The sequence below is a fragment of the Cellulomonas fulva genome (assembly GCF_018531375.1).
Lineage (GTDB): Bacteria > Actinomycetota > Actinomycetes > Actinomycetales > Cellulomonadaceae > Cellulomonas > Cellulomonas fulva.
On record NZ_JAHBOH010000001.1, the window covers coordinates 11943 to 36935 of the forward strand.

The following is a 24993-nucleotide window of genomic DNA, read 5'->3' on the forward strand; positions in this document are numbered from 1 at the left end:
CTTCAGCAGTGAGGCGGGTGAGTCGCGGGCGACGCGCGTCGGCGGTCCGGGCGGCCTCGCCCGGGACCGGTTCCGACGGGGGTCGAATCGATACGGTACACGTCGCGTCGCCGGGCGGACCAACCGCTGCGGCGGTGGCCCGCCCGGCCTCGCGGTCACGCGTCGAGCGTGAGCTCCAGGACGTCCGTGCCGGCGGCCGCGTGCGCCTCGACCGCGGGCGAGCCCGGCGTCGGCTCGACGCGGACCGACCACGGCGCGCGGGTGCCGGACGCCCGCACGCGGAGCGTGCGACCCGAGCGCTCGACGTCGAACTCGGCGTGCTCGCCGCCGTCGGACGCGGGCACCCGCGTGCGGCCGCGGTAGCCGTCCGGGACGCCGAACACCCGCAGCGTGACGTCCGCGGTCCAGTCCTGGTCCGGCCGGTCCGCGCGCGCCCCGAACGGCAGCACGGTGCCCGGCCGCACGTACAGCGGCAGGGAGTCGAACCCGTGCTGCTCGTGCACCCACCGCGGACCCGTGACCTGCTCACCGGTCAGCAGGGAGGTCCACGTGCCCTCGGGCACGTACAGGTCGACCTCGCCCTCGGCGTTGAACACGGGTGCGACGAGCAGGCTGTCCCCGAGCATGTACTGCGTGTCGACCGTCGCGGCCGCGCGGTCGCCCGGGAACTCCAGCACCATCGGCCGCATCACCGGGTAGCCGTGCTCGTGCGCCTGCTCGCCCAGCTCGGCGAGGTACGGCATGAGCCGGTGCTTGAGCCGGGTGAACGCCCGGGTCACGTCGACGGCCTCGTCGTCGAAGGCCCACGGCACCCGGTAGGAGTCCGAGCCGTGCAGGCGGCTGTGCGACGACAGCAGACCGAACGCCACCCAGCGCTTGAACACCGCCGGGTCGGGCTTGCCCTCGAACCCGCCGATGTCGTGGCTCCAGTACGCGAAGCCCGACGCGGCCAGCGACAGCCCGCCGCGCAGCTCCTCCGCCATGGACACGAACGTCGACTCGCAGTCGCCGCCCCAGTGCACCGGGAACTGCTGGCCACCCGCGGTCGCGGACCGCGCGAACAGCACCGCCTCGCCCTCGCCGCGCTCGGCCTCGAGCAGCTCGAACACCGCGCGGTTGTACAGGTGCGTGTAGTAGTTGTGCATGCGGTGCGGGTCGCTGCCGTCGTGCCACACGACGTCCGTCGGGATGCGCTCGCCGAAGTCCGTCTTGAACGCGTCGACGCCCTGACCCAGGAGCTCGCGCAGGTAGCCCGTGAACCACGCCGACGCCTCCGGGTTGGTGAAGTCGACGAGCGCCATGCCCGCCTGCCACATGTCGGTCTGCCAGACCGAGCCGTCGGCGCGCCGCACCAGGAAGCCGCGCTCCTGGCCCTCCGCGAACAGCCGCGAGCGCTGGGCGATGTAGGGGTTGATCCACACGCAGATGCGCAGGCCCTTGGCCTTGAGCCGGGAGAGCATGCCGACCGGGTCCGGGAACGTCGCCGGGTCCCAGACGAAGTCGCTCCAGTGGAACTCGCGCATCCAGAAGCAGTCGAAGTGGAACACCGAGAGGGGCAGGTCGCGCTCGGCCATGCCGTCGACGAACGACGTGACCGTCTCCTCGTCGTAGCTCGTGGTGAAGGACGTCGACAGCCAGAGGCCGTACGACCACGCCGGCAGCCGCGCCGGGCGGCCCGTGAGCTCGGTGTACCGGCGCAGGATCTCCTTGGGCGTGGGCCCGTGGATCACGTAGTAGCTCAGGCGCTCGCCCGCGACGGAGAACTGCGTGCGCGACACCACCTCGGTGCCCACCTCGAACGAGACCAGGCCCGGGTCGTCGACGAACACGCCGTAGCCCGCGTCGGAGAGGTAGAACGGCACGTTCTTGTAGGCCTGCTCGCTCGCGGTGCCGCCGTCCGCGTTCCAGATGTCGACGCTCTGGCCGTTCTTGACGAACGGCCCGAACCGCTCGCCGAGGCCGTAGACGTGCTCGCCGACGCCCAGCGAGAGCTGCTCGTGCACGTACGAGCCGCCGTCCGCGTCCGTCACGATGCCGATGCTGCGCGGCGTGGACGACGTGAGCGTGCGGCCGTCGGCGCTGAACTCGACGCCCCACGGTCCCTCGGTGCGCACCGACGCGACGAGCCCGCCCGAGCGGACCTCGGCGACCTGCGTCGCGGGGTCGTGGGTGATCTTCAGGTCGGGCGCGCGGCGGGCGACCTCGAAGTGCGGCCCCCGGTCGACCGCGCCCTGGTGGTGCTCGATGCACACGCCGATGACGTCGTCGGCCGGCGACGTGAGGGTCACCGTGACGAGCGGGCGGTTGAGCGTGTCCCCGCGCGTGGTCAGCGGTGCGGTCGAGGACCACACGGTCAGCGAGTCGTCCTCGACCCGCACGTCCGCGACGTCCCGGGGGCGCAGCACCTGCACCCCGGGCAGGGTGAGCCAGTAGCCGTCGGTGAACTTCATCGTGCTGCCTCTTCTCGACGCATGTCCGGTCGGTCCTCGCCTCTCGTGGTCGGTGGCACGCCGGCGACCACCGCGGCGCCGCGCGGCGCGAGCCGCACCCGCCCCTCGGCGACCTCGCCGCCCAGCAGGTCGCGCGCGCCGGGCCCGTGCGGCGCTGCGCCGTCCGTGCCGGGCAGCGCGACGACGCGGGCGTCGTCGGCGTGGTTGAGCAGGAAGATCAGGTCGCCGCGCACGGCCACCTCGACGTCGTCGGGCACCTGCGGGAGCGGGGCGACGAGCCCGGCCGCGTCCGCGCAGTCGGCGACGACCCGGGCGAGCACGTCCTCGGGCGGGACGGTCGCGACGTACCAGGCCTGCCCGCCGGACGGGTCACGGCGACGCAGCAGGGCGGGCTCGCCGGCGAGGTCGGCACCCGCGAACCGCGCGAGGACCTCGGCGTCGGCCGCGCGCAGCCGCTCGGACCACACCGTGGCCGTGAAGTCGCCGTACGCACCGGTGACCCCGACGCCCTCGTCGGGCAGCGGCCGCCACTCCTCACCCGCGAGACCGAGTGCGGCGGTCCAGGGCGCGGGGAACGCGCCCGTGCGCACACGCGTCGTCGGGTCCATGACGGCGCTGAAGGGTCCGACGAGCAGGACGCCGCCCCGCTCCGGCACGCGCGCGAGCGCCGCGGCGGCCGCGTCGTCCACCAGCGGGAGCGCCGGGACCACGACGAGGTCGTAGCGGTCCAGGTCCGCGTCCGGGGGCACGACGTCGGTCGCGATGCCGGCGCGCCACAGCGGCCGGTGGTAGGCCTCGAGCTGCTCGACGACGCGCAGGCGGTCCGACGGCCGCGCGGGCAGCTCGCCGGCCCACAGCGACGGCCAGTCGAAGACCAGCGCCGCGCGCGCCCGCACCGGCGCCCCGACGACGTCCCGGAGCCCGGCGAGCAGCCGACCCTGCTCGCGGACCGCCCGGTGCAGCCGTGAGTCCGGGCCCGCGTGCGGCAGCAGCGCCGAGTGGAAGCTCTCCGCCCCGGACGCCGACGCGCGCCACTGGAAGTAGCAGACGCCGTCCGCGCCGTGAGCGACGGCCCGCAGCGAGTCCTGCAGCATCTGCGCCGTCGACTTGGGCACGTTGTGCGGGCGCCAGTTCACCGCGCCGGCCGCCTGCTCCATCAGCAGCCACGGCGCACCGCCGCCGACGCCGCGCGTGAGGTCGTGCGTGAGGGCCGAGCGCGCCGGGCTCGCGGGGTCCTGCGGGTCGCCGTAGTGGTCGTCGGCGACGACGTCGAGGTCCGCGGCCCACGAGTGCTGGTCCACCCCGCCGAAGAAGCCCATGAAGTTCGTCGTGACCGGCGCGTCGGACCCCGCGCGCAGCACCGCGGCCTGCTCGCGGTAGAGGGTCCGCATCTGGTCGGACGTGAACCGCCGCCAGTCGACGGCCTGCGCGGGGTTGTGCAGGTACGGAGCGGCGCGCGGCGGCACCACCTCGTCGAACGAGCGGTAGCGCTGGCTCCAGAAGGCGGTCCCCCACGCCGCGTTCAGCCCCGCCACGTCGCCGTACCGCGCGACGAGCCACGCGCGCAGCTCCGCGGCGCACAGGTCGCAGAAGCACTCCTGGCCGAACTCGTTCCCGACGTGCCACATCGCGAGCGCGGGGTGGTCCGCGTAGCGGGCGGCGAGCGCCCGCGCGACGCGCAGCGCGGCCTCGCGGTACGCGGGCGCCGACGGGCAGAAGTGGTTGCGCGAGCCCACCGCCATCCGCACGCCGCGGGCGTCGACCGACGACGTCTCCGGGTGCAGCGCCGCGAGCCACGGCGGCGGCGAGGCGGACGGCGTCGCGAGGTCCACCGCGACGCCCGCCCCGTGCAGCAGGTCGAGCACCTCGTCGAGCCAGTCGAGCTCGAGCACGCCCGGCTCGGGCTCCAGCACGGACCAGGAGAAGACCCCGACGGTGACGAGGTTGACGCCGGCCTCGCGCATCAGCGCCACGTCCTGCGGCCACACCTCGCGCGGCCACTGCTCGGGGTTGTAGTCGCCGCCGTAGAGCAGACCGCGCGCGCCCGTCAGCGCCGGGAGACCCGTGAGCCTCGCGAGGCCGGCTCGGCTCGAGGTGCTGCGGGGCGCCGCCGCGCTGCTGGCCGTGCCCGTCATCGGGGTCCTCCTCGTCCGCGCCGGGGCGCCACCTCGTCGTCGAAGCGCTTCAACGATCTGCGCTGCCAGATGCTAGTCATGCCTCGGCCCACTCGTCCACGTCGACCCTTTCCAGCAGCGCACGGCGCTCCCGCCAGGATGTCTCCTGGTATCGAAGCGCGTCGTCGAGAGGGGGTGGAAATGCGTTCGACAACGGTCGCTGCGCCGGTACACTCCCCGGCATGGCCACGATCGCCGACGTCGCGAAGCTCGCCGGCGTCTCGTCGTCCACCGTCAGCTACGTGCTCTCGGGCAAGCGCCCGATCTCGGGGCCCACGCGCACCCGGGTCGAGCGCGCCATCCGGGACCTCGGCTTCAGCCCGCACGCGGGCGCGCGGGCGCTGGCGACCAACCAGACCAACGTGCTCGGGCTCGTCGTGCCGCTGCGCGCGCTCGAGGCGAACTCGGCGACCGTCATGGAGGTCGTCACCGGCGTCATCACGGCCGCCCGGGAGCACGGCGACGACGTGCTGGTGCTGACCGACGAGGACGTCGCCGACGTCCACCGGCTCGCCCACGGGTCGCGCGTGGACGCGCTGATCCTCATGGACATCGAGCGGCAGGACCCGCGCCTGCCCGTGCTCGCCGGCCTGCGCCAGCCGTCGATCCTCATCGGCGTGCCCAGCGACACGCAGGGTCTGTCCTGCGTCGACCTCGACTTCACCGCCGCGGGCCGGCTGGCGGTGCGGCACCTGGCCGACCACGGACACCGCAGCATCGCGCTGCTCGGCGCGGGCGAGGCGGCGCTGGCCCGGCACGCCAACTACGCGGTGCGGATCATCGACGGCTTCCGCGACGAGGCCGGCCGCCTCGGCGTCCGGCACACCGTGGTCCCGTGCGAGGAGTCCTACCCGCAGGCCGCGGCCGCGGTCGCCCGCGCGCGCGCCGAGGTCGACGACCTCACCGCGCTCGTCGTGCACAACGAGGGCGCCCTGCCGGGGGTCCTGGACGCGCTCGCGCGCGAGGGCCTGCGGGTGCCCGAGGACGTCTCCGTGCTCGCCGTGAGCCCCACGAGCCTCGCGTCGCACCTGGCCGTCCCGCTCACCGTGATCGACGTGCCGAGCGTCGAGATCGGCCGCACGGCGGTCGCGATGGCGGTCGGCCGCCAGGAGCGCACGACGGCCGTCGAGACGCGGCTGCTCGCCCCGCGCCTGGTCGAGCACGGGAGCTGCGCCGCGCCGCGCGCGGTCTGACATCGCGTCAGGCTGCACGGTCCACCAGCCCCGCCCCCAGCCGGACGACCGTCCCCGCACGCAGCAGCACGCGGCGGTGCACGCCGTCCGCGACGACCTCGCGCTCGCCGTCCGCACCGGGCCGCAGCACGAGCTCGACGAGCCGGCCGGACGCCCACCGCAGGTCGACCCCGAGCCGACCGCGGGCGCGCAGCCCGCGGATCTCGCCGTCGGGCCAACCCGGGGGCAGCGCCGGCAGCACGTGCAGGCGCGTGCGGCTCGAGCAGAGCAGCGCCTCCGCCATGGCGGCGACGAGGCCCAGGTTGCCGTCCACCTGGAACGGCGGGTGCGTCGAGAAGAGGTTCGGCAGCAGGCCGCCCGCCCACGGGCCGCCCTCCGGACCCGCCGCCGTCAGCGCCTCGGCGAGCGCCTCGCCGACCGCGCTCCCGTCACCGAGGCGCGCCCGCAGCGCGGCCTTCCAGGCCATCGACCAGCCGGTCGAGCCAGGGCCGCGGCTGTCCAGGCTCGCGCGCGCGGCCTCGGTGAGGTCCCAGGGGTCGTCGACCAGCTCGTCGAGCGGGTACAGCCCGACCAGGTGCGACAGGTGCCGGTGGTGCGGGTCGACGGCGGGCGCGCCGTCCGGCCACTCGCGCAGCAGGCCGTCCGCGCCCACCTGCGGGCGCGGCAGCCGCGACACCGCGTCCAGCCAGCGGGGCGCGAGCGGCTCGTCGACGCCGAGCACGTCCACCGCCTCGAGGCAGTGGCTCAGCAGGTCACGGGCGAGGGCCACGTCCACGGTCGAGCCCGCGCACAGGGCCGCCTCCCGGCCGTCGCGCACCCGCATGTTCTCCGGGGACGACGACGGGCTCGGCACCAGCACGCCGTCCACCTCGACCAGCCAGTCCAGCACGAAGGCCGCCGCGCCGCGCAGGAGCGGCCAGACGTCCCGCAGCACCTCCTCGTCGAGCGTGTACTCGTAGCGGTCCCACAGGTGGCGGCACAGCCACGCCCCGCCCATCCACCACGACGCCCACGCCGGGTCGCCGTGCCCGCCGCCCACCGGGAGCGCCCAGCCCCAGACGTCGCTGTTGTGGTGCGCGACCCACCCGACGCACCCGTACAGCTCGCGCGCGACCGCCTCGCCCTCGCGGGCGAGCACCCGCACCAGGTCGACCAGCGGGGCGACGCAGGCGCCGAGCCCCGTGGGCTCCGCCGGCCAGTAGGCCATCTGCAGGTTGATGTTGAGCGTGTACGCGCTCGACCAGGGTGGCTGCGGCTCGTCGTTCCAGACGCCTTGGAGGTTCACGGGCGGGGCGCCCGGCCGGGACGCCGCCATCAGCAGGTAGCGCCCGAACGCGAACGCCGCCTGGGACCGCTCGCCCAGGGTCGCGCGCTCCAGGGCGTCCGGGAGCAGCAGGTCCACGGGCGGCCCGAGCTCGAGCCGCGTCGCGTCGGCGAGCGCCCGGTGGTCCTCGACGTGCCGCCGCAGCGCCAGGTCGCCCGCGTCGGGAGAGGTCGGCAGGGCCGCCTGGGCGCGCGCCCGGCACTCCCGCTCCGCCTCCGCGGCGTGCCCGAGCGGACCGGGCTCCGGCCAGCGGGACGTCGTCGCCGTCGCGAGCACGAGCTCGACCCAGGACGCTCCCGTGACGCTCACGTGCCCCGGCGTGCCGCTCGCCCGTCCGTCCGTGGCCACGAGCACGGTCGCGTAGCCCACGAGGGTGGGGGCGGGGCCCGACGACGTGCGCGCGGGCCGCCCCGGCTCGTGGCCGGGAGCGACGTCCGCCGGCAGCTCCAGCCGGACCTGCGCGCCCGCCCGGCCCGCGGGCTCCCCCAGGACGAGCGCACTCGGGCCGCCCGGCTGCGCACCGCGCAGGCGGGCCTCCAGCCCGAACCTCCCCGCCGCCACACGCCACCGGCCGTGCAGGCACCCGTCGAGCGCGCTGGTGAACCAGGTGATCTCGAGGTCCGCACCGCCCAGACGCGCCGCCTCGTGCGCCACGCCGTCACGCAGGTCGAGGCGGCGACCGGCGTACCGGCGCCACGGGTCCGCCTCCGTGGCTGGCTCGTCGGGCTCGTCGGGCTCGTCGCACGACGACACGTCCACGACGAGGTCGACGAACGGCTGGTACGCCTGCGCGTACGGCCCCTGGAACCGCTGAGCCAGCCGTCGCGCCTCGTCGTCCCGGCCGTCCGCGACCGCCGCACGCAGGTCCGCGAGCAGCGCCGGCCCGGCGCCGCGCGCCCGCAGCGTGCCGAGCGCGCGGGCCGGGCCGCCGGGGTCCCCCGACCACGCCGTCGCGTCGTTGACCTGCACGCGCGCCCCCCGCAGACCGCCGTGCACCATCGCCCCGAGGCGGCCGTTCCCGAGCGGGAACGCCTCGTCCCAGTGGTGCGCGGGGGTCGCGAAGCGGAGCGTGTCGCCCGAGGGCACGCCGTCGCCTCAGCCCTTGACGGCGCCGAAGATGACGCCCTTGGTGAAGTGCCGCTGGACGAAGGGGTAGACGACCAGGATGGGGACGATCGCGAGGATCATGACCGCCATCTTGATCGGCATGCCCGTGACCGCGCCGGTGCCGACGTCGACCTGCCCCGTCCCGCTGCCGGGCAGCGTGACGCCCTGCAGAACGTAGGAGCGCAGCACGAGCTGCAGCGGCCACTTGGCGTTGTCGTTGATGTAGAGCATCGCGTTGAAGAACGCGTTCCAGTACCCGACGCCGTAGAACAGCGCGATGACCGCGACGACCGCGCGGGACATCGGGAGCACGATCTTGGCCAGGACCCGCCACTCCCCCGCGCCGTCGATGCGCGCGGCGTCGAGGATCGCCTGGTCGATGCCCATGAAGAAGTTCCGCAGGATCAGGACGTTGAAGGCCGAGACCGCGCCCGGCAGGATCAGCGCCCAGTAGGTGTCGATCAGGTTGAGCGAGCTCACCAGCAGGTAGGTCGGGATCATGCCCGCGCCGAAGAACATCGTGATGAGGAAGACGAACAGGATCGGGCGGTGGCCGAACGAGCCCGGCCGCGACAGCCCGTAGGCCGCCAGCACCGACACGACGACCGAGATGAACGTGCCCACCGCGGTGATGCCGACGCTGACGATCGCGGCGCGCGTCACGACGCCGCCGGACAGGATCTGCTTGTACGCGTTGAACGTCAGGTCACCCGGGACGACGACGAGGCCGCCCGCGCTGATCGTCTCCTGCGTCGTCGACAGGCTGGTGACGACGACCGTCCACAGCGGGAACAGGACCGCCAGCACGACCACCGACAGGACGACGAACTTCGTCACCTGCCCGACGGCCGAGGGCTTCTCCTCCCACACCGGGCGGTACTTGTTGCGGCGCGGCCGACGGGGCCTGCGCCCCGCGGCGTCGTCCGCGATGTCACGAGGGATGACCGCCCCTTCGGCGGAGATCTCCGGAGTCGTCCCGCTCATGCGCGCTTGTACACCCCCGACTCACCGAACACGTGCGCGAGCTTGTTCGCCCCCAGGACGAGCGCGAGGCTCACGACACCCTTGACCAGGCCCGCGGCTGCCGCGAAGCTCCAGTCCCCGTAGATGACACCCTGGTAGTACACGTAGGTGTCGATGACCTCGGACACGTCCGCACCGACCGCGTCGCGCTGCAGGATCAGCTGCTCGAAGCCAACGGTCAGCGCGTCGCCGAGCCGCAGGATGAGCAGGAGCACGATCACCGGCCGCAGCGCGGGCAGCGTGACGTGCCACATGCGCCGCCACCGGTTCGCCCCGTCGACCACGGACGCCTCGTAGAGCTCGGGCGAGACCGTCGAGAGGGCGGCGAGGAAGATGATGATCCCCCAGCCCGCGTCCTTCCAGATCGCCTGCGACGTGATGAGCACCAGGAACGTGTCCGGGTTGGTCATCAGGTCGACGCTCCCGTCCAGGCCGTTGCTGCGCAGCGTCTGGTTGATCAGCCCGGCCCCGCCGAAGATCTGCTGGAAGATCGTCACCACGAGCACCCACGAGAAGAAGTGGGGCAGGTAGACGATCGACTGGATCGTGGTGCGGATCCGCGGCGAGATCACGCTGTTGAGCAGCAGCGCCAGGAAGATCGGCACCGGGAAGAAGAACACGAGCTGGAACACCGTGATGGTCAGCGTGTTCTCGACCGCGTGCAGGAACGCCGGGTTGTTGAAGACCCGCTCGAAGTTGTCCCAGCCGACGAACGGGCTGTGGAGGAACCCCTGGTACGGCGAGTAGCTCTGCCACGCGATGATGTTGCCGAGCATCGGCACGTAGGCGAAGACCGCCAGCAGCGCGACCGCCGGCACCGTCATCAGCAGCAGCGAGCGGTCCCGCTTGAGCTTGGTCGTCCAGCTGAGCTTGCGCACCGGGACCGCCGGTTGAGCACGGCGCCCGCCCCGGCGCCGTGGCTTCCTGCCCTTCGGGGCCGTCTCCCCGGGCTCGCCGGCGGGGCCGGCGACCGGGTCCGGGGAGACGACCCCGTCGGTGACTCGCACGTCGGTCACTGCGCGTCCAGGATCTCCTGGTAGAACGCCCGCAGCTGGTCGCCACCGGAGGACTGCCAGGTCGCGATCGCCGCGTCCAGGTCGTCGAGCGACTTGCGGCCGCGGGAGATGTCCTTCTCCAGGTCGACGAACGGCTGCCCGATCGAGGCGTACTGCGGCGGCTCGACGATCTGCATCGCGAAGAAGAGCGGCTCCTCCACGTACTGCGCGGCGTCCGCCATCCAGGTGCTGTAGGCCTCGACGAACCCGGGGTACTGCACCTTGGCGTTCGCGACCGGCGGGTCGACCAGGAAGATGTACGTCGGCTGCAGCTCCGTCGCCGCGAGCTCGGTGGGCACCGGGAGGCCGTCGTCGCCCTTGGTGTAGTGCACGCCCTCGACGCCGTTGTTGATGACGTCGAACTCGGTGGTGCCGAAGGGGGCGGCCAGGACGTTCGCGAGAGCGAGCAGCTCCTTGATCCGCGCCTCGTCGTCCGACTTCTTGAGGAACGAGAAGATGTTGACCGGGTTGGCCTGCCACAGCACGGGCGTCCCGCCCGTCGCCGAGATCGGCGCGAACGGCTGCTGCGCGTAGTCCGGGTTGGCTGCGAGGTTGTCCCGCAGCGCCTCGTTCCAGCCGCCGAGGCCGTCGGACGAGATGAGGCTCTGGCCGCCCTGGAACCGGGTCTTGGCCTCGCCCGTGTTGCCGGCGACGGCGTCCGGGTGGACCGAGCCGGACGCGAAGAGCCGGGCGTTCCAGTCGAGCGCCGCGCGGTACTCCTCGGTCTCGACGCGGTGGACCAGCTTGTCGCCGTCGAGCTTCCACTTCGGCGGGACCTGGTACATCTGCGTCGCCGTGACCCACAGGTCCTCGGCGCCGTACACCTTGCCGCCCGTGAGCTGCTTCGCGAGCTCGAGCAGGTCCTCGGAGGTCTTCACGTCGACCGTGACGCCCATCTTCTCGATGAGGTCCTTCCGGTAGAACGTGGCGTCCGTGATGATCTCGCCCGGGAACGGCAGCGCGTACAGGCGGTCGTTGAAGACGCCGAACTTCCACGCGGCCGTCGGGATGTTGGCGAGGTTGGGGTACTCCTTGACCTTGTCGCCCGCCAGGTAGTCGGTCAGGTCCTGGAAGAGGTTGGGCACGACCTCGGCGCCGAACCGCGGCGGGATGTTCCACGTCGGCACGCAGACCCAGTCCGGGACGTCCTTGGCGGACGCCAGCACCGTCGCGAGCTTGTCGCCGTAGGTGTTCCCGTCGGAGATCTGGAACGCGATCGTCGACCCGAGGACCGCGTTCACCGCCTCGTAGTACTGGTTGCCGTCGACCGGCGGGATGGTGCCCCACAGGGGGGTCATCGCCGTGAACGTCGCACCCGAGCCCGGAGGGGTCTCGACCGACTGCACGAGCGAGTCGGGGATGGTCGCGTACCCCGGCGTCGAGCCCTCGACGCTCGGGAAGTCCGGTGCGACGTACTCGATCGGGTAGTAGCCCGGCAGGATCCCGGTGGACACGGTGGCCTGGGCCGTGGGCGCGGCAGCGCCCCCGCCCCCGCCACCGCTGCACGCCGACAGCAGCGACGGCACGCCGACGACGGCCGCGCCGGCGGCGATCATCCCGAGGAACCCACGGCGACCGACCTGCAGCTCGTTGAGCCGGCCGGTGCGAGGGGTGGAGCTGTTCATGGACGTCCTCACTCCCTTATGCGGACGAACCCTGCGCGCGGGGTGCACAGGGCAGGCACCTGCTGTGGCCGGGTCACGATCGACGACGATCGTCACCACCCGGTCGAGCCGGCGGCCGCAAACCGTCGACCTCCGTCGTCGAAGCGGTTCGACGGGTGAAGTTAGCCCGGACGGCTCCCGATTGCAACAGTCGCCGCCCGGGCACGCGGGACCGTGACCGAATCGTGGTCAAACCACCGGTCTTCTCCCCGTTCGTCGTGGGGTTGCGCGGCCGGCGGGACGCTGTGCGAGGATCTGGTCCGGCACGACGCCGACGTCGGGATGTGACCTGAGTCATCGAAACGGTTCGACTGGCGTGCACCGCAGCGTGCACCGCAGTGTGCACCGCGGCGCGCTCCCGGGGCGGCCGAGCCCCGTCGTCGTCCAGCCGTGCCGGCCGCTCGACCCCACTCGACGAGGAGCCCCGCACGTGACGTCCCGCACCGACCCGCACCCCGCCACACTGACAGGAGGGCCGACGGGCGGCGAGGCGGCGCAGTCCCCCGCGCCGGCCGGACGGCCCGTGCACCTCGACGCCGACCGTCCGGTCGCGGAGCGCGCGCGGGACCTCGTCGCCCGGCTCACCGTGGCGGAGAAGATCGCGATGCTCCACCAGCGCGCCCCGGCCGTCGAGCGCCTCGGCCTGCGCGCCTTCACCACCGGTGCCGAGGTCCTGCACGGCGTCGCGTGGCTCGGGACGGCGACCGTCTTCCCCCAGCCGGTCGGGCTCGGGGCGACGTGGGACCCGGACCTGCTGACACGCGTCGCGGACGTGGTGGGGATCGAGCTGCGGGCCAAGCACGCGGCCGATCCGATCGTCTCGCTCAACGTGTGGGCGCCCGTGGTCAACCCCCTGCGCCACCCCGCCTGGGGCCGCAACGAGGAGGGCTACAGCGAGGACCCGTACCTCACGGCCGAGCTCGGGACGGCGTACGCGCGCGGGCTGCGCGGCGACCACCCGGTCTACTGGCGCACGGTGCCGACGCTCAAGCACGCCTTCGGCTACAACAACGAGACCGACCGGGGCGTGACGAGCTCGCAGCTGCGGCCGCGCGTGCTGCACGAGTACGAGCTCCCCGCCTTCGTCGGACCGCTGCAGGCGGGCGCCGCCGGCGCGGTCATGGCCGCGTACAACCTGGTGAACGGCCGCCCCAACCACCTGTCCGGCGAGCTCCTCGACCTGCTCCGCGACGTCACCCCGCAGCCGCTGCTCGTCGTCTCCGACGCGGCCGCGCCGGGGTTCGTCGTGACGCTCCAGCGGTTCTACGACGACCACGTCGAGTCGCACGCCGCGATGCTGCGGGCCGGGGTCGACTCGTTCACCGACAACGACGCGGACAGCGCCCCGACGATCGAGCGCGTCACGGCGGCGCTCGAGCGCGGCCTGCTCGACGAGGCCGACATCGACCTGGCCGTGCAGCGGCAGCTCGAGGTCCGGATCCGCACCGGGGAGCTCGACCCCGACCGCGACCCGTTCGTCGTCGGGCCCGACGCGATCGACCTGCCCGCTCACCGCGCGCTCGCGCGCGAGGCCGTCGCCCGCTCGGTCGTCGTGCTCGAGAACGACGGCACGCTGCCCGTGCGCGAGGGCGCGCGCGTCGCGGTCGTCGGGCCGCACGCCGACCGCGTGCTGCACGACTGGTACTCCGGGACGCCGCCCTACCTGGTGGGCCTCGGCACCGCGCTGCGCGAGCGCCTCGGCGACGAGGCCGTCACCGTGGCGGACGGGTCCGACCGCGTCGTGCTGCGCTCGGTCCGCACGGGCCGCGCCGTCCGCTGCGGCGGTCCCACGCACGTCCTCACCGCCGACGGCGCCGGTCCGGGCACGGCGACCGGCCCGGACGAGCAGCACGACCTGACGCACTGGGGCGACGGGCTGTGGTCCGTCGCCGTGGCCGGGACCGGCCTGCTCTGGACCGGCGCGCGCTGGGTGCTGCACGCGGACGCGACGCGCGTGGGCGGCTGGGTCGCGCAGGAGACGTTCCGCCGCACGCCGCACGACGACGGCACGTGGTCCCTGCAGCACGCCGGGTCGGGCAAGTGGCTGCGCGTGCAGCACGACGAGGCCGGCACCCTGGTCGCCGACGCCGAGACGCCCGAGGCCGCCGACCGCTTCACGGCCGAGGTCGTGCGCACCGGCGCCGACGCCGTGCGCGACGCGTGCCGCGACGCCGACGTCGTCGTGGTGGCGGTCGGCAACGACCCGCACCTCGGCGGGCGGGAGACGGCGGACCGGCCGACGCTCACGCTCCCCGAGTCGATGCTCGACCTCTGGCGGGTGGCGGGCGAGGGGGCCGGGTCCGCGCGGCGCGTCCTGCTCGTCGTCTCGTCGTACCCGTACGTGCTGCCCGACGACCTCGGCGCCGACGCCGTGGTCTGGACGTCGCACGGCGGCCAGGAGCTCGGGCACGGCGTGACGGACGTGCTGGTCGGCGACGAGGAGCCGCGTGGACGGCTCGCGCAGGCCTGGCCCGCCGCGGTCGAGCACGTGGGCGACCTGTTCGACTACGACGTCATCGCCGCGGGCCACACCACCTGGTACGCGCGGCACGCGCCGCGGTACGCGCTGGGGCACGGGCTGACCTACGGCGACGTCGCGTACGCGACCGCCCACCTCGCTCTCCCGGGCGGGTCTTCCACGGATGCGGCCACGGTCACGCCGCAGTCGCGCGTCGGCGTCGTCGTGCGGCTCCACAACGCCGGTTCCCGCGCGGCGCACGAGCTCGTGCAGGTCTACGCCGACGCACCCGAGCACCGCCTGCCCTTCGGGCACCGCCTCGTCGGGCACCGGCGCGTCGAGGTCGGTGCGGGCGAGACGCTCGACGTGACCGTCGAGGTGCCGGCCGCGCGGCTCGCCACGTGGGACGTCACCCGGTCGCGGCTCGTCGTGGAGCCCGGCCGCTACGTGCTGGGCGTCGGACCGAGCGCGAGCACGGTCGCGCACCAGCTTGTCGTCGAGGTCGACGCCGAGCCGGTCCCGCCACGTGCGCTCGTGGGGCACGAGGTCCACGCGGCGGACGCCGACGTGCTGACCGACGTCGAGCTCGCGGCGCGGACCCGCACCGTGGGGACTGCCGTCCAGATCGCCCGCGGGCGGGAGGAAGGGTGCGTCGAGCTGTGGACGACGAGCGTGCGCGGCGCACGCGAGCTGCGCGCGGTCCTCGCCCGCACGCGTCCCGGCCCCGCGTGGCTCGAGCTGGCGGTCCCGGAGGACGGCGGCACGTGGCGGACGGTCGCCGCGGCCGCCGTCCCCGAGGACGGCGACCGCTGGACCTGGTCGACCGTCACCGTGCCGCTCGACCTCGCGGCCGGGGACCTGCCCGACGTCGCGGACGTGCGGCTCCGCCTGGTCGGCGCGGTGCGCGTCGCGACGGTCGAGCTGCGCTGACGCCTCAGGACGAGCGGACGAGCCAGCGGTGCCCGAAGGGGTCCACGAGCCACCCGCCGCGCCCGCCGTCCGGCAGCGGGGCGGGTGGCCGGTCCTGCGTCGCTCCGGCGGCGAGCGCCTGGGCGTAGGTCGCGTCGCAGTCGGCGACCGCCAGCACCACGGCGGCCGTGCCGTGCCCGTCGAGCGTGCGCGGCGCGTAGGCGCCGTAGTCGTGCGCCTCGTCGGAGACGAAGACCGGAGCACCCTCGATGTCGAGGGCCGCGAACCCGATCCGGCCGTCCTCCTCGTCGTAGCGCTCGCCGACGGTGGCGCCGAAGGCCGCGGCGTAGAACGCGAGCGCCGCCCTCCCGTCGTCGACCGTGAGGTACGGGACCGTGCCGCCCATGGCATCCTCCTTCGGGGGCCGCTGCGTCGCGGACCGGATCGCGGGTCGAGGCGGTTCGATTGCAGCGCCCCGGAGGCTCAGCAGTCAAGCCTGCGGGGCTTGACGATCCGCCCCCGATCGTCGACGATCAACCGTTGAAGCGCTTCGACGACGAAGCCCGAACCATGGAGCACTCATGCTGCGCAACCTGTCCGCCTGGCACGTCATCATCCTGGTCGGCGTGCTCATCCTGCTGTTCGGCGCCAACAAGCTGCCCGAGCTCGCCCGCGGCGTCGGCCAGTCCATGCGGATCCTGAAGTCCGAGGTCAAGGACCTGACCGACGACGACGCCCCGGCGCCCGCCGCCGCGCAGCCGAGCCCCGTCGCGCCGCTCGTCGCGGCTCCGGACGCCGCCGCGCCCGAGCGGCCCACGCCGACCGCCGCCTGACGACGCCGGCCGGGCCGGCGAAGCGAGCCGCGCCGTCCGCACCGTCCGCGCCGGCTCGTCGCCTGTCGCGTCAGGCGACGACGGCACCACCGCGCAGCACGCGCAGCGGGCGCAGGTCGGCGTCGGTCACCACGACGTCCGCTCGTCGTCCCACGACGAGCGCGCCCACGTCGCTGCGCCCCACCACGGACGCAGGGGTCGTCGCTGCGGCCCGCACCGCGTCGACCAGCGGGACGCCCGCGGCCACGGTGTGCCGCACGACGTCGAGCAGGTGCGCCACGCCTCCGGCGATCGCGCCCGCGGACCCGTCGGCCGTCACGATGCGCGCCACGCCGTCGGCGACGCGCACCGCCATGGGGCCGAGCTGGTAGTCGCCGTCCGCCATCCCCGCCGCCGCCATGGCGTCGGTCACGAACGCCACCGCGTCGGCACCCACCAGGTCCAGGACCGCGCGCACGGTCGCGTCGTCCAGGTGCGTGCCGTCCGCCACCAGCTCCACGACGAGCTCGCCCCGCGCCGCTGCCGCCAGGCACGCCATCACCGGCCCCGGGTCCCGGTGGTGCACGGGCCGCATCCCGTTGAACAGGTGGGTCGCGGTCGGGCGCGCCGACCGGGCGGCCGGCGCCTGGGCGAGCAGGTCGAAGGCGCGGTCCGCCGCCGCCTCGACCAGGTCCGCGCGGGCGTCGGTGTGCCCGAGCGACGGCACCGCCCCGCCCGCGACGAGCGCCGCGAGCACGTCGTCGTCCCCGCCGGCGACGCCCGTCACCTCGGGTGCGACCGTCATCGTCACGAGCCACCCCCGCGCCGCCTCGACCACGCGGGCGACCAGGGCTGCGTCGCCGGCGAGCATGTCGTCGGGGTTCTGCGCCCCGCACCGCACGTGGGACAGGAACGGTCCCTCCAGGTGGATGCCCGCCACGATCCCGCGGTCCGCGGCGTCCGCGAGCAGCGCGGTGCGCTCCACGAGCACGTCGCCCGGCGCCGTGACGAGCGACGCGACGAGCGTCGTCGTGCCGTGCCGCAGGTGCTCGCTCGCCGCACGCTCGACCTCGTCGACGGTCGTCGCGTCCGGGAAGCTGACGCCGCCGCCGCCGTGGCAGTGCACGTCCACGAGCCCGGGCAGGACCGTCTCCCCTGCGCGCGACGGGTCGCGCGGCGGGACGAGCGCTGTCCACGGGGGCGGCACGTCGGCGGCCGGTCCCACCCAGGCGATCTCGCCGTCCTCGACCACCACCACGCCGTCGTCCACGTCGTGGTCCGGGGTCACGACGCGTCCGCGCAGGAACATCTGCTCTGAGGTCACCGGGCCATCCTCCCCGGTCCGGGTCCCGCGTGGGGCAGACGTCCGTCCCGGTGCGGCCGTGTCGGTCGACGGGTACCGCGCGTCGCGGGCGTCACCGCGCGTCGTCACCCCGCGTGCGTGCCGCCGGTCAGAACAACCGGGAGTCCACGTCGTCCACGCCCCGCATCGCGTCGTAGTCGAGCGTCAGGCACGCGATCCCGCGGTCGGTCGCCAGCACGCGCGCCTGCGGCTTGATCTCCTGCGCGGCGAACACGCCCCGCACCGGCGCGAGCAGCGGGTCGCGGTTCAGCAGCTCGAGATACCGCGTGAGCTGCTCGACGCCGTCGATGTCACCGCGGCGCTTGATCTCCACGGCCACCGAGCCGCCCGTCGGGTCCTTGGCGAGGATGTCGACCGGCCCGATCGCGGTCGGGTACTCCCGCCGCACCAGCACGTGTCCCGAGCCCAGGAGGCCGATCTGCGCCGCCAGGAGGGCCTGCAGATGCGCCTCGACCCCGTCCTTCACGAGACCGGGGTCGACGCCCAGGTCGTGCGCGGAGTCGTGCAGGACCTCGAACAGCTCGATCTCGAGGCGGTCGTCGGACTTCTGGTGCTGGACGGTCCACACCGCTGTCACGCCGGCCGCGCGGGACTCGTCGTCCGGCTCGCCCACCACGAGGGTGCAGGGCGGGCTCATCCAGTTCAGCGGCTTGTACGAGCCGCCGTCGGAGTGCAGCAGGACGCTGCCGTCGGCCTTCACGACGAGCAGGCGCGTCGCGCGCGGCAGGTGCGCCGACAGCCGCCCGGTGTAGCGGGCGGCGCAGGACGCGACGACGAGGCGCACGACGATCCTCCGGTCGGGACGGTCAGGAGCGGTCAGAGGCGGGCGACGGGCACGGCGCGTCAGATGACGGGGCCGACGCGCAACGGCGTCGCCTCGATCCAGGAGGTGAGGCCCGCGTACGCCTCGGGCGACATGAACAGCTCCACCTCGGTCGGGCGGCCGTCCGCCCGCGCGCGGCACCGGACGACGTAGCCCTCGCCCGCGCCGTCCCGCGGCTCGGCGGCACGGCGCTCGACGACCGTCAGTCCGTCTCGGTCCCAGCGCCGCGCGGGCCGCGGGGCCAGCGACCAGAACCGCCACCAGTACAGGTGCGCGGCGCCGTACTGGGCGACACCGCTCGACCACCGCCGGCCCCGGCCCAGGTCGCACCGGAACGAGCCCACACGGCGGTCGAGCGTCTGGCGCCGGGACCACCACGCGCCGCCGGCGACCAGCACCACCACGACGAGCGTGACGAGGGCGACGACGACGGGACCGGGCACGTGCGCAGTGACCTCAGTGCGTCGGCGCGGGCGCCGAGTCGCTCAGGGCGTCGACGACCACGGTGACGCGGTCGTCGTCCACCGAGAGGAACCCGCCGTCGACCTGCCAGCTCAGCGCCTGCCCGTCGGCCGTGCGCACGCGGACCTCGCCCGCGCGCAGCACCGACAGGATCGGCGTGTGCCCGAGCAGGATGCCGATCTCCCCGTCGGCCGCGGGCGCCGAGACCTGGCGGGCGCTGCCCGACCAGACCTTGCCGTCCGCGGCGACGAGGTCGACCTCGAGGGAGTCGGCCATCAGACGCCGTACTCCTTCTGGATGCGCGCCCAGTTCTTCTCGAGGTCCTCGAGACCACCGATGTTGAAGAAGGCCTGCTCGGCGATGTGGTCGAACTCGCCCGCCGCGATCTTCTTGAACGCCTCGACCGTCTCGGCGACCGGGACCGTCGAGCCCACGACGCCGGTGAACTTCTCGGCCATGTAGGTGTTCTGCGAGAGGAACTGCTGGATGCGACGAGCCCGCGCGACGACGGTCTTGTCCTCCTCCGACAGCTCGTCGACGCCGAGGATCGCGATGATGTCCTGGAGCTCCTTGTTGCGCTGCAGGATCGACTTGACCTGCGTCGCGACGTCGTAGTGCTCCTGGCCCACGTAGCGGGGGTCGAGGATGCGGCTCGTCGACGCCAGCGGGTCCACCGCGGGGTACAGACCGCGCGAGGCGATCTCACGGCTGAGCTCGGTGGTCGCGTCGAGGTGCGCGAACGTCGTCGCCGGCGCGGGGTCGGTGTAGTCGTCGGCGGGGACGTAGATGGCCTGCAGCGAGGTGATCGAGTGACCGCGCGTCGAGGTGATGCGCTCCTGCAGGAGGCCCATCTCGTCGGCCAGGTTCGGCTGGTAGCCCACCGCGGACGGCATGCGGCCGAGCAGCGTCGACACCTCGGAGCCGGCCTGCGTGAACCGGAAGATGTTGTCGATGAACAGCAGCACGTCCTGGTTCTGCACGTCGCGGAAGTACTCCGCCATCGTCAGCGCCGACAGGGCCACGCGCAGACGCGTGCCCGGCGGCTCGTCCATCTGGCCGAAGACGAGCGCCGTCTTGTCGAAGACGCCGGCCTCCTCCATCTCGACGATGAGGTCGTTGCCCTCACGCGTGCGCTCGCCGACACCGGCGAACACCGAGACACCGCCGTGGTCCTGCGCGACGCGCTGGATCATCTCCTGGATGAGGACCGTCTTGCCGACGCCCGCACCACCGAAGAGGCCGATCTTCCCACCCTGCACGTACGGGGTGAGCAGGTCGATGACCTTGATGCCGGTCTCGAACATCTGGGTCTTCGACTCGAGCTGGTCGAAGGCCGGGGGCTTGCGGTGGATGGGCCAGCGCTCGGTGATCTCGATGGTCTCGCCGGGCTCGGCGTTGAGCACCTCGCCGATGACGTTGAAGACCTTGCCCTTGGTGACGTCCCCGACCGGGACCGAGATCGGGGCGCCGGTGTCGGTCACCTGCGCGCCGCGGACCAGGCCGTCGGTCGGCTTCAGCGCGATGGCGCGCACGAGCGAGTCGCCGAGGTGCTGCGCGACCTCGAGCGTCATCGTGAACCGACCCTCGCCCTCGCCCTGGCTCGACAGGTCGATCTCGACCGTGAGGGCGTTGTAGAGCATGGGGATCTGGTCCGCCGGGAACTCGATGTCCACGATCGGACCGATGACGCGGGCGACCCGTCCCACGCCGGGCGTGCCGGCGGCGGCGGCCGTCTCGTCGACGGTGGTGGCGGTCATGTCTGGCCTGCTTTCTCGTCCCGGGGCGTCGACCCCGGCGTGGTCTGCGGTTCTCGTGGAAGCTGTGTCAGGAGGTTCGGGTGACGGTCAGGAGGCCGACGCGAGCGCGTCCGCACCCGAGACGATCTCGCTGATCTCCTGCGTGATCTCGCCCTGGCGGGCCTGGTTGGCGAGCCGGGTGTACATGCGGATGAGGTCCTCCGCGTTGTCGGTCGCGGTGTGCATCGCGCGCTGGCGAGCAGCCAGCTCCGACGCGGCCGCCTGCAGGAGGCACGCGTAGATCCGCGCCCGCACGTAGCGCGGGAGCAGCGCGTCGAGCACCACCTCCGGGCTGGGCTCGAAGTCGTACAGCGGCAGCGGCCCGGACTCGCCGGCCGGCGCCACGCCCTCGACGACCTCGAGCGGGAGCAGCCGGATCACCCGGGGACGCTGCGTGACCATGTTGACGAACTGCGTGAAGACGACATGCACCTCGGCGATGCCGCCCTCGTCCGCCGGCGCCCGGAACTTCTCGAGCAGCAGGTCCGCGATCTCGATCGCGACCTCGGTGGTCGGCGCGTCCGAGTGCCCCGTCCACTGACCGCCCAGCTCGCGCTGCCGGAACGTGTAGTACCCGACGGCGCGACGGCCGGAGACGAGGAGCTCGACCTCCTTGCCCTCGTCCGCCAGCTGCGCGACGAGGCGCTCGGTCTCCCGGATGACGCTCGCCGAGTAGGCGCCCGCCATGCCGCGGTCCGACGCGACGACCAGCACGGCGACCCGTCGGGTGTCGGTCCGCTCCACCAGGAACGGGTGCGACACGTTCGAGTGCGTCGCCACGGCCGAGACGGCACGGGTGATCGCCCGCGAGTACGGCGAGGCCATCGCCACCCGGTCGCGCGCCTTGCCGATGCGGGAGGCAGCGATGAGCTCCTGCGCCCGGAACATCTTCTTGAGCGACTGGGTGGACTTGATGCGCTGCTTGTAGACGCGCTGCGAACCGGCCATGCTCAGGCCTTCTTCTGCCGGACGATCTGCTCCTGCTCGACCTCGACCTCGGCCTCGTCGTCCGACCCGCCGACGAGCGGCGAGCCGTCGAACGTGAGGAACCCGTTGCGGAACTCCTCGACCGCCGCGGCCAGCGACTCCTGGGTCGCGTCGTCGAGCTTGCCCGTCTCGGCGATGGTCGACAGCACGTCCGTCTTGCGGCGGAGGTGGTCGAGCAGCTCGGACTCGAAGCGCTTGACGTCCTCGATCGGCACGTCGTCCAGGTGGCCCTTGGTGCCGGTCCAGATCGACGCCACCTGGTCCTCGACCGGGTACGGCGTGTACTGCGCCTGCTTGAGCAGCTCGGTGAGGCGCGACCCGCGCGCCAGCTGGGCGCGCGACGTCGCGTCGAGGTCGGACGCGAACATCGCGAACGCCTCGAGCGAGCGGAACTGCGCCAGGTCGAGCTTCAGCGTGCCGGAGACCTGCTTCATGGCCTTGACCTGCGCCGCACCACCGACGCGGGACACCGAGATGCCGACGTCGACGGCGGGCCGCTGGTCCGCGTTGAACAGGTCCGACTGCAGGAAGATCTGGCCGTCGGTGATCGAGATGACGTTGGTCGGGATGTACGCCGACACGTCGTTCGCCTTGGTCTCGATGAGGGGCAGGCCCGTCATCGAGCCGGCACCCAGCTCGTCGGAGAGCTTGGCGCAACGCTCGAGCAGACGGGAGTGCAGGTAGAAGACGTCACCGGGGTACGCCTCGCGGCCCGGCGGGCGGCGCAGCAGCAGCGACACGGCGCGGTACGCCTCAGCCTGCTTCGACAGGTCGTCGAACACGATCAGGACGTGCTTGCCGCCGTACATCCAGTGCTGGCCGATGGCCGAGCCGGTGTAGGGGGCGAGGTACTTGAACCCGGCCGGGTCGGACGCCGGGGCGGCGACGATGGTCGTGTACTCGAGCGCACCGGCCTCCTCGAGCGCGGCGCGCACCGAGGCGATCGTCGAGCCCTTCTGGCCGATCGCGACGTAGATACAGCGGACCTGCTTCGTCGGGTCGCCGGTCTCCCAGTTCGCCTTCTGGTTGATGATCGTGTCGATCGCGATCGCCGTCTTGCCGGTCTGGCGGTCGCCGATGATGAGCTGACGCTGGCCGCGCCCGATCGGGATCATCGAGTCGATGGCCTTGATGCCGGTCTGCAGCGGCTCGTGCACGCTCTTGCGCGCCATGACGCCGGGCGCCTGGAGCTCGAGCGCGCGGCGGCCCTCGGTCGCGACCTCGCCGAGGCCGTCGATCGGCTGGCCCAGCGGGTCGACGACGCGACCCAGGTAGCCGTCGCCGACCGGCACGGAGAGGACCTCACCCGTGCGGCGGACCTCCTGGCCCTCCTCGATGCCGGAGAACTCACCCAGCACGACGACGCCGATCTCGCGGACGTCGAGGTTCAGCGCGAGGCCGAGCGTGCCGTCCTCGAAGCGCAGCAGCTCGTTCGCCATCGCGCCGGGCAGGCCCTCGACCTGCGCGATGCCGTCGCCCGCCAGGGTGACGCGCCCGACCTCTTCGGCGACCGCGCCCGTGGGCTCGTAGGTCTTCACGAAGCTGTCCAGCGCGGCGCGGATCTCCTCCGGCCGGATCGTCAGCTCAGCCATTGCTCTGCTCTCCTGTCATGGGCCCGCAGCAGCGGGCTCGCGTTCTGGGGTGCCGGCTCAGCCGGCGAGTCGTCGTCGGGCGTCGGCGAGGCGGGACAGCACGGTGGAGTCGACCACCTGCGGCCCGACCTGGATCCGCAGGCCGCCGATCACGTCGGGGTCGAGGATCACGTTGAGCTGGATGTCGCGCGCGTACGCCTGACCGAGGATCTCGGTGAGCCGCGCGCGCTGGGCCTCGCTCAGCGGCGTCGCCGTCGTGACCGTCGCGACCTGCCGGTCACGGCGCTCGGCGATCAGGTCGGCGATGTGTCCGAGCGTCGCGACGTAGCGCCGGCCGCGGGGGGCGGCGGCGGCACGCCGGGCGACGATCGAGGCGACCTCGGTCGCACGACCCGCGAGGATCTTGTCGACCAGCTCCGCACGGGCCTCGCCCGGGATCGCCGGGTCGAACAGCGTCTGGCGCACCTCACGCTGCCCGACGAGCGCGCGCGACAGGCGGAAGATCTCCTCCTCCACCCGCGCGAGGTCGCCCTCGTTCTCGGCCCGCGCCAGCACGGCGTGGAAGCCGAGCCGCTCGGCGGCCTCGGCCAGGTCGCCGTCGGCGGACCACCGCTGCCGGACCAGGTCCTGCGCGACGGCCGTGACCCGCGGGTCCGCCGTCGGAAGCAGCCGGCCGACCAGACCGGCCTTGGCGTCGCCCTCGATCGACGGGTCGCCCAGGACGCGGCGCAGGGAGCCGGAGCGGTCGAGCGCGTCGACGAGGGCGAACAGCTGCTCGCCCAGCACCGACGCCTGCGACCCGGCAGCGGCGAGGACCGGCTCGAACCGCTCCTCGACCGCCACCAGCGAGGCGCGAGACGTCCCGCGCATCAGCTCCCCTTACCTGCGGTACCGGCCGGCGACGTCGCCTCGAGCTCGTCGAGGAACCGGTCGACGACGCGCGAGCGCCGGGCCTCGTCCTCGAGCGACTCGCCGACGATCTTGGACGCGAGCTCCGTGGCGAGCGAGCCGACGTCGGTGCGCAGCTGCACGGCGGCCTGCTGACGCTCCGCCTCGATCTGCCGGTGGGCGGTCTCGGTGATCCGGCCCGCCTCCTCCTGCGCCTTCGAGCGCAGGTCGGCGACGATCTGCCCGCCCTCGGCACGCGCGTCCTCGCGGATCCGCGCGGCCTCGGTCCGGGCCTCGGCGAGCTGCTGGTGGTACTCGTCCAGAGCGGCTGCGGCCTCGGCCTGCGCCTGCTCCGCCTTCGCGAGCCCGCCCTCGATCCTCTCGGTCCGCTCGTCGAGCACGGCCTGCAGCTTGGGCAGGGCGAACCTGAAGAACGGGATCGCGATGAGCAGCAGGACGACGGCGGACCAGAAGATGTCGTACGAGGCAGGCAGCAGGAGCTTGATGCCCTCGACGTCCTCCGAGTGCTCCGCGGCCGTCAGGGCAGCCGCGGTGATCGCGGCGGCGCTCACGGGAAGAGGAACCCGGTGATGAGGCCGAGGAGGCCCAGGACCTCGACGAAGCCGATACCGATGAACATCGTCGTGCGCAGCTGGCCGGCGACCTCGGGCTGACGCGCGATGCCCTCGATCGTCTTGCCGATCAGGATGCCCAGGCCGATACCGGGGCCGATGACCGCGAGGCCGTAGCCGACGGTCGCGATGTTGCCCGAGATCGCGTTCTCGGCCGCAAGGATGGTCTCCGCAAGAGCCACGGTTGCTCGTTCCTTCCGTTGGGTACCCGACCGGTCGGCCGGCTACTCGTTCGTGGGTGGGACCGCGCGGGCCCCGGGGTTGACGAGGTGGTGCAGGGG

At 73.4% G+C, this 24993-nt stretch carries 20 protein-coding genes; 3 read left to right on the forward strand and 17 right to left on the reverse strand.

Translation table 11 applies throughout. The features are described 5' to 3' along the window. Positions 1 to 155: 155 nt before the first annotated feature. Together yicI and KIN34_RS00060 are read right to left on the reverse strand one after the other, a co-directional pair. Positions 156 to 2450 carry an alpha-xylosidase gene (yicI, locus tag KIN34_RS00055; RefSeq protein WP_214345699.1) on the reverse strand — a complete coding sequence of 765 codons (2295 nt, stop codon included), beginning with the start codon at positions 2448 to 2450 and terminating at the stop codon, positions 156 to 158. Continuing rightward, positions 2447 to 4585, reverse strand: coding sequence for a beta-galactosidase (locus tag KIN34_RS00060; protein ID WP_214345700.1), 2139 nt, complete (start codon positions 4583 to 4585; stop codon positions 2447 to 2449). The genes yicI and KIN34_RS00060 overlap by 4 nt, the downstream gene beginning before the upstream one ends. Positions 4586 to 4806: 221 nt before the next feature. On the opposite strand from KIN34_RS00060, the gene KIN34_RS00065 reads away from it, so the two are divergent. Then, complete coding sequence (locus KIN34_RS00065) at positions 4807 to 5817, forward strand: LacI family DNA-binding transcriptional regulator (protein ID WP_214345701.1); 1011 nt, start codon at positions 4807 to 4809, stop codon at positions 5815 to 5817. Positions 5818 to 5824: 7 nt separating this feature from the next. Here the strand turns inward: KIN34_RS00065 and KIN34_RS00070 are convergent, their stop codons facing one another. The 4 genes from KIN34_RS00070 to KIN34_RS00085 form a co-directional block, all read right to left on the reverse strand. After that, on the reverse strand, positions 5825 to 8227 hold the full coding sequence (locus KIN34_RS00070) for a glycosyl hydrolase family 95 catalytic domain-containing protein (RefSeq protein ID WP_214345702.1): 2403 nt from the start codon (positions 8225 to 8227) through the stop codon (positions 5825 to 5827). A 9-nt stretch (positions 8228 to 8236) separates the two neighbouring features. Continuing rightward, positions 8237 to 9232 (reverse strand): carbohydrate ABC transporter permease, encoded by a 996-nt coding sequence (locus KIN34_RS00075; protein ID WP_214345703.1) that lies wholly within the window; start codon positions 9230 to 9232, stop codon positions 8237 to 8239. Further along, positions 9229 to 10095, reverse strand: coding sequence for an ABC transporter permease (locus KIN34_RS00080; protein ID WP_237689103.1), 867 nt, complete (start codon positions 10093 to 10095; stop codon positions 9229 to 9231). Before KIN34_RS00080 ends, KIN34_RS00075 begins: the two co-directional genes overlap by 4 nt. Positions 10096 to 10283: 188 nt before the next feature. After that, entirely contained in the window at positions 10284 to 11951 is a 1668-nt protein-coding gene (locus tag KIN34_RS00085; RefSeq protein ID WP_214345705.1) for a type 2 periplasmic-binding domain-containing protein, read from the reverse strand. Positions 11952 to 12513: 562 nt separating this feature from the next. Between KIN34_RS00085 and KIN34_RS00090 the strand changes: the two genes are divergently transcribed. Then, entirely contained in the window at positions 12514 to 15378 is a 2865-nt protein-coding gene (locus KIN34_RS00090) for a glycoside hydrolase family 3 C-terminal domain-containing protein (protein WP_372449545.1), read from the forward strand. A 4-nt stretch (positions 15379 to 15382) separates the two neighbouring features. On the opposite strand, the gene KIN34_RS00095 is transcribed toward KIN34_RS00090, so the two are convergent. Next, the gene (locus KIN34_RS00095) at positions 15383 to 15763 is read right to left on the reverse strand and encodes a VOC family protein (protein WP_214345706.1); all 381 of its coding nucleotides are present in this window, start codon (positions 15761 to 15763) and stop codon (positions 15383 to 15385) included. Positions 15764 to 15938: 175 nt separating this feature from the next. Between KIN34_RS00095 and tatA the strand changes: the two genes are divergently transcribed. Continuing rightward, positions 15939 to 16190 carry a Sec-independent protein translocase subunit TatA gene (gene tatA, locus KIN34_RS00100; protein WP_214345707.1) on the forward strand — a complete coding sequence of 84 codons (252 nt, stop codon included), beginning with the start codon at positions 15939 to 15941 and terminating at the stop codon, positions 16188 to 16190. Between the two features lie 70 nt (positions 16191 to 16260). On the opposite strand, the gene KIN34_RS00105 is transcribed toward tatA, so the two are convergent. The 10 genes from KIN34_RS00105 to atpE form a co-directional block, all read right to left on the reverse strand. Then, entirely contained in the window at positions 16261 to 17478 is a 1218-nt protein-coding gene (locus KIN34_RS00105; protein ID WP_214351550.1) for an N-acetylglucosamine-6-phosphate deacetylase, read from the reverse strand. 142 nt (positions 17479 to 17620) lie between these two features. Then, positions 17621 to 18316, reverse strand: coding sequence for an endonuclease NucS (nucS, locus tag KIN34_RS00110; RefSeq protein ID WP_214345708.1), 696 nt, complete (start codon positions 18314 to 18316; stop codon positions 17621 to 17623). A 59-nt stretch (positions 18317 to 18375) separates the two neighbouring features. Further along, positions 18376 to 18798, reverse strand: a complete 423-nt coding sequence (locus KIN34_RS00115; protein ID WP_214345709.1) for a DUF2550 domain-containing protein — start codon at positions 18796 to 18798, stop codon at positions 18376 to 18378. A 13-nt stretch (positions 18799 to 18811) separates the two neighbouring features. Further along, complete coding sequence (locus KIN34_RS00120) at positions 18812 to 19093, reverse strand: F0F1 ATP synthase subunit epsilon (protein ID WP_214345710.1); 282 nt, start codon at positions 19091 to 19093, stop codon at positions 18812 to 18814. Beyond that, a complete protein-coding gene (gene atpD, locus KIN34_RS00125) occupies positions 19093 to 20574 on the reverse strand; it encodes a F0F1 ATP synthase subunit beta (RefSeq protein ID WP_214345711.1) in 1482 nt (493 codons plus the stop codon). The genes KIN34_RS00120 and atpD overlap by 1 nt, the downstream gene beginning before the upstream one ends. 87 nt (positions 20575 to 20661) lie before the next feature. Further along, positions 20662 to 21561 (reverse strand): F0F1 ATP synthase subunit gamma, encoded by a 900-nt coding sequence (locus KIN34_RS00130; RefSeq protein ID WP_214345712.1) that lies wholly within the window; start codon positions 21559 to 21561, stop codon positions 20662 to 20664. Positions 21562 to 21563: 2 nt separating this feature from the next. Continuing rightward, positions 21564 to 23192, reverse strand: a complete 1629-nt coding sequence (gene atpA, locus KIN34_RS00135) for a F0F1 ATP synthase subunit alpha (RefSeq protein WP_214345713.1) — start codon at positions 23190 to 23192, stop codon at positions 21564 to 21566. 57 nt (positions 23193 to 23249) lie between these two features. After that, positions 23250 to 24062 (reverse strand): F0F1 ATP synthase subunit delta, encoded by an 813-nt coding sequence (locus tag KIN34_RS00140; RefSeq protein WP_214345714.1) that lies wholly within the window; start codon positions 24060 to 24062, stop codon positions 23250 to 23252. Beyond that, positions 24062 to 24652, reverse strand: a complete 591-nt coding sequence (locus KIN34_RS00145; RefSeq protein ID WP_214345715.1) for a F0F1 ATP synthase subunit B — start codon at positions 24650 to 24652, stop codon at positions 24062 to 24064. The genes KIN34_RS00140 and KIN34_RS00145 overlap by 1 nt, the downstream gene beginning before the upstream one ends. Then, positions 24649 to 24894, reverse strand: a complete 246-nt coding sequence (atpE, locus tag KIN34_RS00150; RefSeq protein WP_307858006.1) for an ATP synthase F0 subunit C — start codon at positions 24892 to 24894, stop codon at positions 24649 to 24651. The genes KIN34_RS00145 and atpE overlap by 4 nt, the downstream gene beginning before the upstream one ends. Positions 24895 to 24993 lie beyond the last annotated feature (99 nt).